The sequence below is a fragment of the Streptomyces sp. B21-083 genome (genome assembly GCF_036898825.1).
Classification (GTDB): domain Bacteria; phylum Actinomycetota; class Actinomycetes; order Streptomycetales; family Streptomycetaceae; genus Streptomyces.
The window spans coordinates 2,248,580-2,261,615 of sequence record NZ_JARUND010000001.1; the positions used below are offsets into that span (position 1 = coordinate 2,248,580).

The following is a 13,036-nucleotide window of genomic DNA, read 5'->3' on the forward strand; positions in this document are numbered from 1 at the left end:
CCTCGGTGAACCGCTGGAACGCTCAGGTCAGCGCCTGTTCCGCCCAGATCGTCTTGCCGTTCCTGGTGTGCCGGGTGCCCCAGCTGGTGGTGAGCTGGGCGACCAGGAGGAGGCCCCGGCCGCCCTCGTCGGAGATCCTGGCCCGGCGCAGGTGCGGTGAGGTGGAACTGCCGTCGGAGACTTCGCAGATGAGCGTACGGTCGTGGATCAGCCGGAGCTGGATGGGGTCGGCGCCGTAGCGGATCGCGTTGGTGACCAGTTCGCTGACGACCAGTTCGGTGACGAAGGCGGCCTCGTCCAGGCCCCACTGCTCCAGCTGGGCGACGGCGCGTCTGCGGGCCTCGGCGACCACCTCGAAGTCGGCGGGCAGGTCCCAGACGCGGACCTGGCCGGCGTCCAGGGCGCGGGTACGGGCCAGCACCAGGGCGACGTCGTCGCCGGGTCGCGTCGTCGGCAGGAGGGCGGCCAGGACCTTGTCGCAGCGGTCCTCCAGCGAGGCTCCCGTGCTGTGACCGGCGGCGAGGGTCCGAGCGAGCAGGGCGATTCCGAGGTCCGGGTCGCGTTCGGCCGCCTCGACCAGCCCGTCCGTGAACAAGGTGACGAGGGTGCCCTCCGGCAGCTGGACCTCGGTGGTCTCGAAGGGCAGCCCGCCGACCCCGAGCACCGGTCCGACGCTCACGTCCACCACGCGGGTCTCGCCGTCCGGCATGACCAGCACGGGTGGCGGGTGGCCGGCGCTGGCCACGGTCAGCTCGCGGGACACCGGGTCGTAGACCGCGTACAGACAGGTCGCCCCCGTGGCGCCGACGGCCACCCGGTCGCCGCCGGTGGCGCTGTCGTCGTCCGCGGCGAGGCGCAGGACCAGGTCGTCGAGGTGGGCCAGGAGTTCGTCGGGCGGGAGGTCGACGTCGGCGAGCGTCTGGACCGCCGTACGCAGTCTGCCCATGGTCGCCGACGCCTGGATGCCGTGGCCGACCACGTCGCCGACGACGAGGCCGACGCGCGCGCCCGAGAGGGGGATGACGTCGAACCAGTCGCCGCCGACGCCGGCCGTCGAGTCGGTGGGCAGATAGCGGGAGGCGACGTCCACCGCCGACTGCCGGGAGGGACCGCGCGGCAGCAGGCTCTCCTGGAGGGCGAGGGCGGTGCCGCGTTCGCGGGTGTAGCGGCGGGCGTTGTCGACGGAGAGGGCGGCGCGGCTCGCCAGTTCCTTCGCGAGGACGTAGTCGTCCTCGTTGAAGACGTCGGGCCGGGTGCGCAGCAGGACGGCGACGCCGAGCGTCGTCCCGCGCGCGATGAGCGGCACCGCCACCAGCGAGGTGACGACGATTCCGCGCAGGCTCTCGGCCCGCACGGGCGCGCTCGCCATCCACCGGTCGAAGTCGGGGGCCCCGCTGTGGCTGAGCACGGCCTGCCCGGTGCGCAGGGCGCGGGCGGGCGGGGAGTACGGCGGGTAGGTGTCGGTGGCGCCCGGGCCGAGCACGGCCCCGGGCCGACGGTCCGTCCCCGTGGCGTGCGCGAGGCGGCGCAGGACGACCTCGCCGTCCGGGCCGGCGTCGGCGGGCTCGTCGCCGCGCATGACCGCCTCCAGCAGGTCGACGCTGGCGAAGTCGGCGAACCGGGGAACGACCAGGTCGGCGAGTTCCTGGGCGGTACGGTCGAGGTCGAGGCTGGTGCCGATCGACACGGCCGCCTCGTCGAGCACCGCCAGCCGCTGCCGCGCCCAGTGCTGCTCGCTGCTGTCGAACGCGGCCATCCCGACCGCGCACACCTCGCCCGAGGCGTCCCGGACGGGCCACAGCTCCAGGTTCCAGGCGTGCTCGCGGATCCCGGAGGGCGCCCGCGTGAAGCTCTCGTAGTGCGTGGGCTTGCCCGTCTCGGCCACGTTCCGCAGGGCGGCCAGCATGCCGAGCTGTTCGACGTCCGCCGGTACTCCGTACGGGAAGACCTGGCCGAGCAGCACGTCCTCCTCGACGCCCATCACCTGGCAGGCCACGGCGTTGAGCCGCCGGTACCGCTGCTCGATGTCGAAGACGGACATCGAGAACGTCGCCTGCTGGACGGCCTGTTCCACCAGGTCGGATCCGCCTTGATGGTCGTCGTCAGCGCGTGCGGAGGCCATGGATCCAGTGTCCTCCCCCGGCCCGGACGGCAACAACCGAACACGTCCGAACGCGCACGGTGAGTTCGCGTACGCCCGGCGCGGTGCGGGCCGGGCGGCTCAGTGGGCCCAGTCGCCCCGGACATGGCCGAGGTGCCGGGTCATCACGGTCCGTACGCGCTCGGTGTCCCGGGCGAGGAGCGCGTCGAGGATCTCCAGGTGCTCCTCGGCGGTGGACTTCAGCAGGCCCCGCTCGGCCAGCGCGGTCAGCCCGTACAGCCGGGACCGGGCGCGCAGGTCGCCGACGACCTCGACCAGATGCTGGTTGCCGGCCAGGGCGAGCAGACCGAGGTGGAAGCGGCGGTCGGCCTCGACGTGGGCGATGAGATCGCCGCTGTCCGCCGCGGCCACGCTTTCCTCCGCGTGCGGGCGCAGCGCCTCCAGGTCGGCCGGGTCGGCGGTCGCGGCGAGGCCGACGGTGGTCGGGATCTCGATCAGCGACCGGATGTGCGTGTACTCGTCGAGCTGCCGCTCGGAGACCGTGGTGACCCGGAAACCCTTGTTGGGTACGGGGTCGACCACGCCCTCCTTCACCAGGTCGAGCATGGCTTCGCGCACCGGGGTCGCCGAGACGCCGAAGCGGGCGGCGAGCGAGGGCGCCGAGTAGACCTCGCCGGGCCGCAGTTCACCGGCGACGAGCGCGGCCCGGAGCGCGTCGGCGACGCTCGCCCGGTAGCTGGGCCGTGACCCGCCGATGCTGGGCAGGGCGGGCCCGGTGCGCTGAGCGGCCATGGGTTCTCCTGGGTGGATCTCGGTTCGTGCGGTGTTCAGAGTACGAACCCGGCCGGGAACGGGTCGTCCGGGTCCAGCAGATACTGCGCGGTGCCCGTGATCCAGGCGCGGCCGGTGATCGTGGGCACCACCGCCGGGCGCCCGGCGACCTCCGTGCTCTCGACGAGCCGCCCGGTGAACGACGTGCCGATGAAGGACTCGTTCACGAAGTCCTGGTGCAGGGGGAGTTCACCACGTGCGTGCAGCTGGGCCATCCGGGCGGAGGTCCCGGTGCCGCAGGGCGAGCGGTCGAACCAGCCGGGGTGGATGGCCATCGCGTGCCGGGAGCGGGCGGCGTTCGAGCCGGGGGCCGCCAGGTAGACGTGGTGGACGCCGCTGATGGTCGGGTTCTCGGGGTGTACGGGGGGACTGTCGGCGTTGATCGCGTCCATCAGGGCGAGTCCGGCGGCGAGGATGTCGTCCTTCCGCTCCCGCTCGAAGGGCAGGCCGAACTGGTCGAGGGGCAGGATGGCGTAGAAGTTACCGCCGAAGGCGAGGTCGTACGTCACCGTGCGGCCGTCGGCAAGGGTCGCCTTGCGGTCCAACTCCACTGCGAACGAAGGTACGTTGCGGATCGTGACGGCCTTGGCCGCGCCGTTCTCCACCGCCACCTCGGCGACGACGAGCCCGGCGGGGGTGTCCAGGCGGATGGTGGTGACCGGTTCGACGACCGGGACCATGCCGGTCTCGACGAGTACGGTCGCCACGCCGATCGTGCCGTGGCCGCACACCGGCAGATAGCCGGAGACCTCGATGTAGACCACGCCGTAGTCGCAGTCGGGCCGGGTCGGCGGCTGGAGGATCGCCCCGCTCATGGCGGGGTGGCCGCGTGGCTCGTTCATCAGGAAGTTCCGTACGTCGTCCCGGTGTTCGCGGAACCACAGCCGGCGTTCGTTCATCGTCTCGCCGGGGATCGTGCCGATCCCGCCGGTGACGACCCGGGTCGGCATGCCCTCGGTGTGCGAGTCGACGGCGTGCATGACGAGCTTGCTGCGCATGATCGCGATCCTCTCAGGTTCACTCGGGTCAACGCGGGTCGGCCGGCCGCCGGCTCAGCCGAGGCCGAGGGCGACGGCCTTCTCGGTGGCCTCGCGGACCGCCTTCTCCTGCTCCGGCAGCAGGGGCATACGCGGTGGGCGGACCGGACCGCCGTGCCGGCCGACGATGTCCATCGACAGCTTGATCGCCTGCACGAACTCGACCTTGGAGTCCCAGCGGTGCAGGGCGTGCAGCTGCTGGTAGAGCGGCAGCGCGGTGGCCAGCTCGCCTGCCACCGCGGCGCGGTACAGCTCGACCGTCGCCCGGGGCAGGGCGTTGGGGTAGCCGGCGACCCAGCCCACCGCTCCGGCGGTGGCCAGCTCCAGCAGGACGTCGTCGGCGCCGATCAACACATCGAGTTCCGGGGCGAGTTCCTGGATCTGGTAGATACGCCGGGTGTCCCCGGAGAACTCCTTCACACCCTTGATGTGTCCGGCCGCGTGCAGCTTGGCGAGCAGTTCGGGGGTGAGGTCGATCTTGGTGTCGATCGGGTTGTTGTAGGCCACGATGTCGATACCGACCTCGGCGACGGCGGCGTAGTGCGCGAGCACCGAACGCTCGTCGCCACGATAGGCGTTGGGCGGCAGCAGCATGACGGCGGCGCAGCCGGCGTCCTTGGCCTGCGCGGCCCAGCGGCCGGACTCGGTGGAGCCGTAGGCGGCCACACCGGGCATGACCCGGTCTCCGCCGATCGCGCCGACAGCGGTCTCGACGACCTTCGCCCGCTCCTCGGCGGTCAGCACCTGGTACTCGCCGAGCGAGCCGTTCGGTACGACGCCGTCGCAGCCGTTCTCGACGAGCCAGCGGCAATGGTCCGCGTACGCGGCGTAGTTGACGCTCAGATCGTCGTTCAACGGCAATGCGGTGGCGACGAGAACGCCTCGCCAGACGGGGGTGGGGGCAGGGGTACTCATGGGTGCCTCAGCTTTCGGAATCCGGGTTAGGGAAGCGCCCTATAGGGGCGCGGGGAACTGCGCGACCAGCCACAACGGCCCCGCAGACGACTTGGACCTCATGGACGTTCGGGCTCCTGTGCCAACACACCCAGCGGAACCGGCCGCGCGAACGGCCGTTTCGCCGGCCCGACAGGGCAGCCCGCGACCCCGGCGACGCCGCTCGCACAGACCCGCCCCTGACACCACCCCATACCTGCCCGGGTGAGCAGCTTGACGGTGCGCAGATCCGTCGCCCCCAACTCCCCCACCGCCTCACGGACCTCCGCCGCCGTCACCTCCTCGCAGCGGCAGACGACGGTGTCGTCGGTGACCTGTTCCGCCCAGTGGGCGGGCGGGGCGTAGACGGTGTCGAGGGCGGCGGAGAACTTCCGCAGCCGGGTACGGGTCCGGGCGGCCGTCGCCCAGGCGGCGAGGGGTGGCTCGGTTCCCTTCAGCCGGGCGGCGATCGAGTGCCCGGCGATCTCGCCCTCGGCCAGCGCGAGCGCCGCTCCCCCGATGCCGGTGGCCTCGCCCGCCGCCCAGACACCGTCGACGTCGGTGCGCTGCTCTGCGTCGGTGACGACGAAGGGGTCGGCGGTGGCGTCGATCGAGCACCCGAGGGTCTCGGCGAGGTCGGTGTGCGCGAGCATGCCGTGTCCGACGGCGAGGGTGTCGCAGGCGATCCGCCGCCGGGTGCCCGGCCGCACCCGGCCGTGGGTGTCCAGGGCGGCGACGGTGACGGCCTCGACGCGGTCGGTGCCGTGCGCCTCGAGGACGGTGTGACGTACCGTCACCGGCACTCTGTGACGCAGCAGTTGGGCCGCGTACCGCGCGGCCTCGACGACCTTCGCCGGGTTGGCGGCGAGCGTCGCCGGGTGCCGTACGAAGTCGGCCGGGTGCGTGGACTCGACGTACGCGGCGACTTCGGCGCCCGCCGCGGCGAGGCCGGCCGCGACCGGCATCAGCAGCGGGCCGGTCCCGGCGACGACCACCGTACGGCCCGGCAGGACGAGGCCGCCCTTGAGCATCGCCTGTGCTCCTCCCGCGGTGATCACTCCGGGGAGGGTCCAGCCGGGGAAGGGCAGCACCTTCTCGTAGCCGCCGGTGGCGAGGAGGACGGCGTCGGCGGTGACGGTCTGCGACCCGGTCTGCCCGGGGCCCAGGAGGGCGTGCACGCCGAAGCCGCCACCTCCCGCGAACTCCCTTTCCACGAACCACACATGACGGTCCGCCAGGTGCCGGATCCGGCCCGCCGCGACATGTGCCGCCAGCCGGTCCCGCAGCTTCTTCCAGGTGCCCCAGGCGTGGTGCAGGGCCTGCGGCCTGCGTGCTCTCAGCGCGGGCGCGGGCTGCCGGTAGAACTGCCCGCCGGCCTGCGTGCCCGAGTCGAGCAGTACGACCCGTACACCTCGGTCGGCCGCCGTGAGCGCGGCGGCGAGGCCCGCCGGACCCGCGCCGACCACCGCGAGCGACGACGCGCTAGGCGAGTTCGTCATGGCCGGTGCCCTCCTGGGTGCGGATCGCGTCGCCGGGCGCGGCCGGGACGAGGCAGGCCCGTTGGTTGGGGCGGTCGTTGACGGTGACCAGGCAGTCGAAGCAGACCCCGATGCCGCAGAAGATCCCGCGCGGCGCACCGCTTCCCCGGGTGTCGCGCCAGGAGGTGATGCCCGCCGACCAGAGCACGGCGGCGACGGTCTGACCGGGCAGTGCGTCGGTCTCGTCCCCGTCGACGGTGACGGTGAACGGAGGTCCGGGCCGGGCCCGGGCCAGCTCCAGCGGAGTCGTTCTCTTCACCTGTTTCACCCGCTTCGCCTCCTTCACCTGTCCCACCTTCGTCGGCCTCTTCACCGTCCTCACTGCTCCCCGCCGGTGAACCTGTCCGGGCGGAACGGCGTCAGATCGAGGTCGGGTGTCCGGTCCGTCAGCGACTGCGCGATCAGGTGGCCCGTACCGACCGCGAGCCCGATCCCCGCGCCCTCGTGTCCGCACGCGTGGTAGAGCCCCGGCGCCCGGGGATCCGCCCCGATGGCCGGCAGGTGGTCCGGCAGATAGGGGCGGAAGCCCAGGTAGGCGCGCATCGCGTGGACCGTGCCGAGGACGGGGAAGAGGGCCGTCGCCTGGGCGGCCAGCCGGCGCACGACGGGGAGGGAGAAGGTCCGGTCGAAGCCGACCCGTTCACGGCTGGCCCCGATCAGCACCGGGCCGGAGGGCGTGCTCTCGACCACCGCGGACGACTGGAGCCCGGCGTCACCGCTGGCGACATCGGCGACGTAGTCGGCGGCGTACACCTTGTGCCGGACGGTGCCGGGCGGCAGTGGTTCGGTGACCAGGACGTAGCCCCGGCGTGGCAGCACGGGCAGCCGCACCCCGGCCAGCGCGGCGACCTCGCCGCCCCAGGTGCCGGCCGCGTTGACGACGACCGGGGCGTGGATGTCGCCGAGCCCCGCCGTCCGTACGCCGCGCACGGAGCCGTCCGGTGCGCGCAGGATGTCCGTGACGGCCGTGCCGGTGCGCAGTTCGGCTCCGGCCCGCCGGGCGGCCCGGACGACCTGGGCGGCGGCGAGGGAGGGCATCACCTGGCAGTCCTGCGGGTACCGGACGCCGCCCGCGAGGCCGGGGGCCAGGTGTGGTTCCAGGTCGGCGAGCCGGCCGGCGTCGACCGTCTCGGCCTCGACGCCCGCCGCCCGTTGTCCGGCGGCGAAGTGGGTCAGCGCGGCCATGCCTTCGGCGTCGGAGGCGACGACGATCCCGCCCTTCGCCTCGAACTCGACGGCGCCACCCATACCGGGTTCGGCGGCGAGGTCGTTCCAGAGGCGGCCGGAGAGCAGCGCGAGGTCCAGCTCGGGCCCCGGCTCCTTGTCGGAGACGAGCAGGTTGCCCTCACCGGCGCCGGTGGTGCCGCCGGCCACCGGTCCCCGGTCGAGGACGAGGGTCCCGAGGCCCGCCCGAGCGAGGTACAGGGCGCAGGCGGCGCCGACCATTCCGGCACCGATGACCACAACATCGCAGGTCAGTCGCTTGCTCACATCAGTACAATGTCACATGTTCCCATCCCCGCCAAGGGCGCCCAGGCTCGACCCGCCGCCCGACCGTCGCCACCTCGGAGCGCTGGATCGAGGGAACCTTCTTCCGCCGCGCCCGACTTGAGGGCAAGCCAAGTCCGCCCGGGTGACCTCTTGTTGCTCGACGCTGGCGTGGAGACGAACTCCCTCTACACCACCGACGTCACCCGCACGCTCCCCATCGGCGGCACCTTCTCCCCGCTCCAGCGCAGGATCTACGACGCGGTGTCCGAGGCGCAGGAAGCCGGTATCAGGGCGGTCAAGCCCGGTGCCGCCTACCGGGACTTCCATGTCGCCGCCCAGCGGTACCTGGCCGGGAAACTCGTCGAGTGGGGCCTCTTGGAGGGCGACCCGGAGGACGTGTACGAGCTGCCTCTCCAGCGCCGCTTCACCATGGCCGGCACCGGTCACATGCTCGGCCTTGACGTGCACGACTGCGCCAGGTCGCGCACCGAGTCGTACGTCGACGGCACCTTGGAACCCGGCATGATCCTCACGGTCGAGCCGGGCCTGTACTTCCAGCCGGACGACCTGACGGTGCCGGCGGAGTACCGGGGCATCGGGGTGCGTATCGAGGACGACATCCTGGTGACGGCGGACGGTCACGAGAACCTGTCGGCCGGGCTGCCCCGTACGTCCGGCGAGGTCGAGTCGTGGATGCGGGGGCTGACCGGCGCGTAGCACCAGCCGGCCCCCGGGGGCCCGTGGGGCCGAGCGCGGATCAGACCTCCGTGAGGACGACCTCCTGGATGCGCTCCGCGTGGACGGTCGGCATCGGGATGAAGCCCGAGCGGCGGAACTCCACCAGGCTGGTCTTCACCCGCACCGGGCCGGGCCGGTAGGCGCCCGGCTCGGTGGCCTTGGTGTTCGACCACTGGTGCCAGGAGCCGTCACAGCTCGCGGGGATGCTGTCCATGCCGTACCAGACGTTCTCGCCGCGCTCGATCGAGGCGGCGACGCGGACGGAGTCGCCTGCGGGGTTGAGGCAGCGGTAGCTGCCGGCGAGCGTGAGTTCGCCGTCGTGCGTGATGCTGCCGGATTCGACGGTCACCTGGTCGAAGCCCTCGTCCGCGGCCTGGGCCGCTGTCACGGCGGGGGCCACAGTCAGCAGCACGGCGCCGGCGACGACGGCCGCGGCACGGGAGAGGGACGAGAAGGCCGGGAAGGACGGCGCGAAGGACAGTGACATGGGGAAACCTCCTTGGGGGGAGTCCACAGGTACTGGTCCCAGGCGCCCACGCGCGTGATCATCACCCCTTCGTCGGCGAGTCGCGCGCTCCGACTGCCACGCTTGCGGATCTTTTCCGAATGTCAGGGTGGTGTCACAGCACGTCCGCGTGGTGTCACGCTTCCTCACCACGACTTGGCGCCGGGCCCCGGCACGGGCATCGTCAGAAGTGGCAAGGAACCATCGCAGGCGAACACCCGAGCACCGACAGCCCGAGCACCGCATCCGATCCGGAGGCACACCATGTGTTCACACCAGCCGCCGTGCCCCTCGGTCGACCGACCCGACCGTGACGCCGCGCACATCGTCGCCTTCCACCCCGAGCAGGGCTGGAACCTCCTGTGCAACGGCGCGATCGTCTTCGACGACACCGGCGAGCTGCTGCCCGACGGCCGGGTGGTCGCCCCGCACCGCCTGGCGACCGCGGCCTGAACGAACGACCCCGGCTCCCTGACCCGCTACGGCAGCACCGCGAACCCGTCGAGTTCGACCAGGGCGCGTTCGTCCCAGAGCCGCACGATCCCGACGACCGCCATCGCCGGATAGTCGCGTCCCGCCAACCTCCTCCAGATACCGCCGAGTTGAGGGGCCTGGGCGCGGTATTCGGCGACATCCGTGGCGTACACGGTGACGCGCGCCAGGTCGGCGGGCGCACCACCGGCCGCACGCAGCGCGGCGAGCAGGTTCGCGAGGGCCCGCTCGAACTGCTCGGGGAGGGTGTCCCCCACGACCTTCCCGTCGGCGTCGAGCGCGGTCTGCCCCGCGAGGAACACCAGCCGGGAGCCGGTGGCGACGACGGCGTGCGAGAAGCCGGCGGGCGGCGAGAGGCCGGCCGGATTGACGCGCTCGGCACTCATCAGGCACCCGCCTCCCCATCCGTGTCCCCATCCATGTTCTTGTACAACTCCTTCGCGATGACGGCCCGTTGGACCTCGCTCGCCCCCTCGTAGATACGCGGCGCCCGCACCTCCCGGTAGAGGTGTTCGAGGAGATGGCCGCGCCGCAGTGCCCGCGCTCCGTGCAGTTGGACGGCCGCGTCGACGACGTACTGCGCGGTCTCGGTCGCCAGCAGCTTCGCCATCGCGGCGCGCTTCGGGACACCGGGGGCGCCTTCGTCGTACGCCGCCGCTGCCGCGTAGACCAGCAGCCGGGCCGCCTCCGTGCGCAGGGCCATGTCGGCGACCTGGTGGGCGACAGCCTGGAGGTCCTTCAGCTTGCCGCCGAACGCGTCCCGCCCGGAGGTGTGGACGAGGGTCGCGTCCAGGGCCGCCTGGGCCATGCCTACCGCGAAGGCGCCGACGCTCGGCCTGAACAGGTTCAGCGTGCCCATGGCGACCCGGAATCCGCGGTCGGGTTCGCCGATGACATCGTCCACGGTCACCGGTACGGCGTCGAGGGCGAGGGCCCCGATGGGGTGCGGGGAGAGCATGTCGAGGGCACTGCCGGTGAGGCCGGGCCGGTCGGCGGGGAGCAGGAAGGCCGTGACTCCACGGGCCCCCGCCCCCGCTGTCGTACGGGCGAAGACGGTGTAGAAGTCGGCCTCGGGGGCGTTGGAGATCCAGCACTTCTCGCCGGTGAGGCGCCAGCCGGAGGGGCCGTCGGGGGTGGCCGTGAGGGACAGGGCAGCCGCGTCGGAGCCCGCGCCCGGCTCGCTCAGCGCGAACGCGGCCACCGCGCTGCCCTCGCTCACCCGGGGCAGCCAGCGTGCGCGCTGGGCCGGGGTGCCGTGGGCGTGGACGGGGTGGGCACCGAGGCCTTGGAGGGCAAGGGCGGTCTCCGCCTCGGTGCAGGCGTGCGCGAGGGACTCCCGCATCAGGCACAGGTCGAGCGCGCCGGAGGTGAACAGCCGGGAGAGCAGCCCGAGCCGGCCGAGTTCGGCGACGAGGGGGCGGTTGACGCGGCCCGGTTCACCCTTCTCGGCGAGTGGGCGCAGCCGGTCGGCGGCCAGCGTGCGCAGCTCGGCACACCAGGCGGCCTGTGCCGGTTCGAGCGAGAATGCGGGCATCGCCGGTCCTCCCTCCGAGCCGCCGGTCGCGGCTCCCCCCGACGATATCGTGCACCGTTGACTGTCGTCACCAACACGATACGCTCCTTTGGCAGGGCCGGTCCGGCCCACCAGTACGCCCACCACGGCAAGGGGGCGAACCGCTATGGACCCCACGCACACCAGGCACCCCAAGCAGCCCGGACACCCGGGGCACGGCGGGGTTCCCGAGAGGCGCACCGACCCCGCCCGGCGGGCCCCCTCGGCGCATGTGGACACCTTCGCGCGCGACCGTCTCCCGCCCCCGGACCAGTGGCCCGACCTCCGCCTCGACCTGCCCGAGCTGCGCTACCCCGACCGGCTGAACTGCGCGGCCGAGCTGCTGAGCGGCCCCGCCGCCGGGCGCCCGGCGTTCCGTACCGCCGCCGGCGAGGTGTGGACGTACGGCGAGCTGCGCACCCGTGTCGACCGGGTCGCGCATGTCCTGACCCGGGATCTCGGGGTCGTCCCCGGCAACCGGGTCCTGCTGCGCGGCCCCACCACGCCCTGGCTCGCGGCCTGCTGGCTGGCCGTGCTGAAGGCGGGCGCGGTCGCGGTCACCGTGCTGGCCCAGCAGCGCCCGCAGGAGCTGAGCACGATGTGCGAGATCGCCCAGGTACGGCACGCGCTGTGCGACATCCGGGCCCTCGACGACCTCGCCGGGGCGCAGATACCGGGGCTGCGGATCACGACGTACGGCGGCGACGGCCAGGACGACCTGCTGAACCGTCCGGTGCCCGGCACCCCGTTTCCCGATGTGGACACGGCGGCCGACGACGTGGCGCTTATCGCGTTCACGTCCGGCACCACCGGTCGCCCGAAAGGGTGCATGCACTTCCACCGGGACGTGCTCGCCGTCGCCGACACGTTCTCGCGGCACATACTGAAGCCGAACGCCGACGACGTGTTCGCGGGCAGTCCGCCGCTGGGTTTCACCTTCGGGCTGGGCGGTCTGGTGGTCTTTCCGTTGCGGGCCGGGGCCAGTGCCCTCCTCCTCGAACAGGCGGGCCCCAAGCAGTTGTTGCCGGCCATAGCCGAGCACCGGGTGTCGGTGCTGTTCACCGCGCCTACGGCGTACCGCGCGATGCTCGACGAGCTGGACGCCCATGACACCAGCTCACTGCGCCGCTGCGTCTCGGCGGGCGAGAACCTGCCCTCGGCCACCTGGCGGGCCTGGTACGAGCGCACCGGCCTGCGGCTGATCAACGGCATCGGGGCCACCGAACTGCTGCACATCTTCATCTCGGCGGCCGACCAGGACATCAGGCCCGGCACGACCGGACTGCCGGTGCCGGGATGGCACGCGCGCGTGCAGGACGAGAACGGCGATCCGGTGCCGGACGGCACGCCCGGGCTGCTCGCGGTGCGCGGTCCGGTGGGGTGCCGGTATCTCGCCGATCCCCGCCAGGGCGTGTATGTGCGGGGCGGCTGGAACATCACCGGGGACACCTACGTCAGGGACGGCGACGGCTACTTCCGGTACGTGGCCAGGGCCGACGACATGATCATCTCGGCCGGGTACAACATCGCGGGCCCGGAGGTCGAGGAGGCGCTGCTGCGTCATCCGGACGTCGTGGAGACGGCGGTGGTGGGGCGGCCCGACGAGGCGCGCGGGCAGGTCGTGGTGGCGTACGCCGTGCTCAAGGAGGGCGCGCGACGGGACGCGGAGGCGCTGCGCGCGTTCGCCAGGAAGGAGCTGGCGCCGTACAAGTGTCCACGCGAGATCGTCTTCCTGGACGCCCTGCCCCGGACGGCGACGGGCAAGCTCCAACGCTTCCGGCTGCGCTCCCCCATCGAATGATCTTGACCGAAAGTCAT

Annotated in this window: 12 protein-coding genes and 1 pseudogene; 3 read left to right on the plus strand and 10 right to left on the minus strand. The window is 72.6% G+C overall.

Annotated features, from left to right (window positions below; all coding sequences use genetic code 11):
- Window positions 1–22: 22 nt before the first annotated feature.
- The 7 genes from QA861_RS09835 to QA861_RS09865 form a co-directional block, all read right to left on the minus strand.
- The gene (locus QA861_RS09835) at window positions 23–2,122 is read right to left on the minus strand and encodes an ATP-binding SpoIIE family protein phosphatase (RefSeq protein WP_334587844.1); all 2,100 of its coding nucleotides are present in this window, start codon (window positions 2,120–2,122) and stop codon (window positions 23–25) included.
- Between the two features lie 99 nt (window positions 2,123–2,221).
- Window positions 2,222–2,893 carry a GntR family transcriptional regulator gene (locus tag QA861_RS09840; protein WP_334587845.1) on the minus strand — a complete coding sequence of 224 codons (672 nt, stop codon included), beginning with the start codon at window positions 2,891–2,893 and terminating at the stop codon, window positions 2,222–2,224.
- Window positions 2,894–2,928: 35 nt separating this feature from the next.
- Window positions 2,929–3,930, minus strand: coding sequence for a proline racemase family protein (locus QA861_RS09845; RefSeq protein ID WP_334587846.1), 1,002 nt, complete (start codon window positions 3,928–3,930; stop codon window positions 2,929–2,931).
- Between the two features lie 54 nt (window positions 3,931–3,984).
- Window positions 3,985–4,884, minus strand: a complete 900-nt coding sequence (locus tag QA861_RS09850) for a dihydrodipicolinate synthase family protein (protein ID WP_334587847.1) — start codon at window positions 4,882–4,884, stop codon at window positions 3,985–3,987.
- Between the two features lie 98 nt (window positions 4,885–4,982).
- Window positions 4,983–6,401 carry an FAD-dependent oxidoreductase gene (locus tag QA861_RS09855; RefSeq protein ID WP_334587848.1) on the minus strand — a complete coding sequence of 473 codons (1,419 nt, stop codon included), beginning with the start codon at window positions 6,399–6,401 and terminating at the stop codon, window positions 4,983–4,985.
- Window positions 6,385–6,708 (minus strand): (2Fe-2S)-binding protein, encoded by a 324-nt coding sequence (locus tag QA861_RS09860; RefSeq protein WP_334587849.1) that lies wholly within the window; start codon window positions 6,706–6,708, stop codon window positions 6,385–6,387. The genes QA861_RS09855 and QA861_RS09860 overlap by 17 nt, the downstream gene beginning before the upstream one ends.
- Before the next feature lie 50 nt (window positions 6,709–6,758).
- Entirely contained in the window at window positions 6,759–7,931 is a 1,173-nt protein-coding gene (locus tag QA861_RS09865; protein WP_334587850.1) for an NAD(P)/FAD-dependent oxidoreductase, read from the minus strand.
- Window positions 7,932–7,996: 65 nt separating this feature from the next.
- On the opposite strand from QA861_RS09865, the pseudogene QA861_RS09870 reads away from it, so the two are divergent.
- Window positions 7,997–8,648 (plus strand): annotated as a pseudogene (locus QA861_RS09870) (M24 family metallopeptidase); the annotation flags it as partial.
- Window positions 8,649–8,688: 40 nt separating this feature from the next.
- Here the strand turns inward: QA861_RS09870 and QA861_RS09875 are convergent.
- Entirely contained in the window at window positions 8,689–9,156 is a 468-nt protein-coding gene (locus QA861_RS09875; RefSeq protein WP_334587853.1) for a DUF6299 family protein, read from the minus strand.
- A gap of 282 nt (window positions 9,157–9,438) precedes the next feature.
- Between QA861_RS09875 and QA861_RS09880 the strand changes: the two genes are divergently transcribed.
- Window positions 9,439–9,627 (plus strand): DUF5999 family protein, encoded by a 189-nt coding sequence (locus tag QA861_RS09880; protein ID WP_334587854.1) that lies wholly within the window; start codon window positions 9,439–9,441, stop codon window positions 9,625–9,627.
- 26 nt (window positions 9,628–9,653) lie between these two features.
- On the opposite strand, the gene QA861_RS09885 is transcribed toward QA861_RS09880, so the two are convergent.
- Together QA861_RS09885 and QA861_RS09890 are read right to left on the minus strand one after the other, a co-directional pair.
- Complete coding sequence (locus tag QA861_RS09885; protein WP_334587855.1) at window positions 9,654–10,052, minus strand: RidA family protein; 399 nt, start codon at window positions 10,050–10,052, stop codon at window positions 9,654–9,656.
- Window positions 10,052–11,200 (minus strand): acyl-CoA dehydrogenase family protein, encoded by a 1,149-nt coding sequence (locus tag QA861_RS09890; protein WP_334587856.1) that lies wholly within the window; start codon window positions 11,198–11,200, stop codon window positions 10,052–10,054. The genes QA861_RS09885 and QA861_RS09890 overlap by 1 nt, the downstream gene beginning before the upstream one ends.
- 145 nt (window positions 11,201–11,345) lie before the next feature.
- On the opposite strand from QA861_RS09890, the gene QA861_RS09895 reads away from it, so the two are divergent.
- Window positions 11,346–13,019: an AMP-binding protein gene (locus tag QA861_RS09895; RefSeq protein ID WP_334587857.1), complete on the plus strand. Its 1,674-nt coding sequence runs from the start codon at window positions 11,346–11,348 to the stop codon at window positions 13,017–13,019.
- Window positions 13,020–13,036 lie beyond the last annotated feature (17 nt).

Coding starts and splice junctions, on each gene's coding strand:
- QA861_RS09835 (WP_334587844.1), bottom strand. CDS start 2,122: ATGGCCTCCGCACGCGCTGACGACGACCATCAAGGCGGATCCGACCTG.
- QA861_RS09840 (WP_334587845.1), bottom strand. CDS start 2,893: ATGGCCGCTCAGCGCACCGGGCCCGCCCTGCCCAGCATCGGCGGGTCA.
- QA861_RS09845 (WP_334587846.1), bottom strand. CDS start 3,930: ATGCGCAGCAAGCTCGTCATGCACGCCGTCGACTCGCACACCGAGGGC.
- QA861_RS09850 (WP_334587847.1), bottom strand. CDS start 4,884: ATGAGTACCCCTGCCCCCACCCCCGTCTGGCGAGGCGTTCTCGTCGCC.
- QA861_RS09855 (WP_334587848.1), bottom strand. CDS start 6,401: ATGACGAACTCGCCTAGCGCGTCGTCGCTCGCGGTGGTCGGCGCGGGT.
- QA861_RS09875 (WP_334587853.1), bottom strand. CDS start 9,156: ATGTCACTGTCCTTCGCGCCGTCCTTCCCGGCCTTCTCGTCCCTCTCC.
- QA861_RS09880 (WP_334587854.1), top strand. CDS start 9,439: ATGTGTTCACACCAGCCGCCGTGCCCCTCGGTCGACCGACCCGACCGT.
- QA861_RS09885 (WP_334587855.1), bottom strand. CDS start 10,052: ATGAGTGCCGAGCGCGTCAATCCGGCCGGCCTCTCGCCGCCCGCCGGC.
- QA861_RS09890 (WP_334587856.1), bottom strand. CDS start 11,200: ATGCCCGCATTCTCGCTCGAACCGGCACAGGCCGCCTGGTGTGCCGAG.
- QA861_RS09895 (WP_334587857.1), top strand. CDS start 11,346: ATGGACCCCACGCACACCAGGCACCCCAAGCAGCCCGGACACCCGGGG.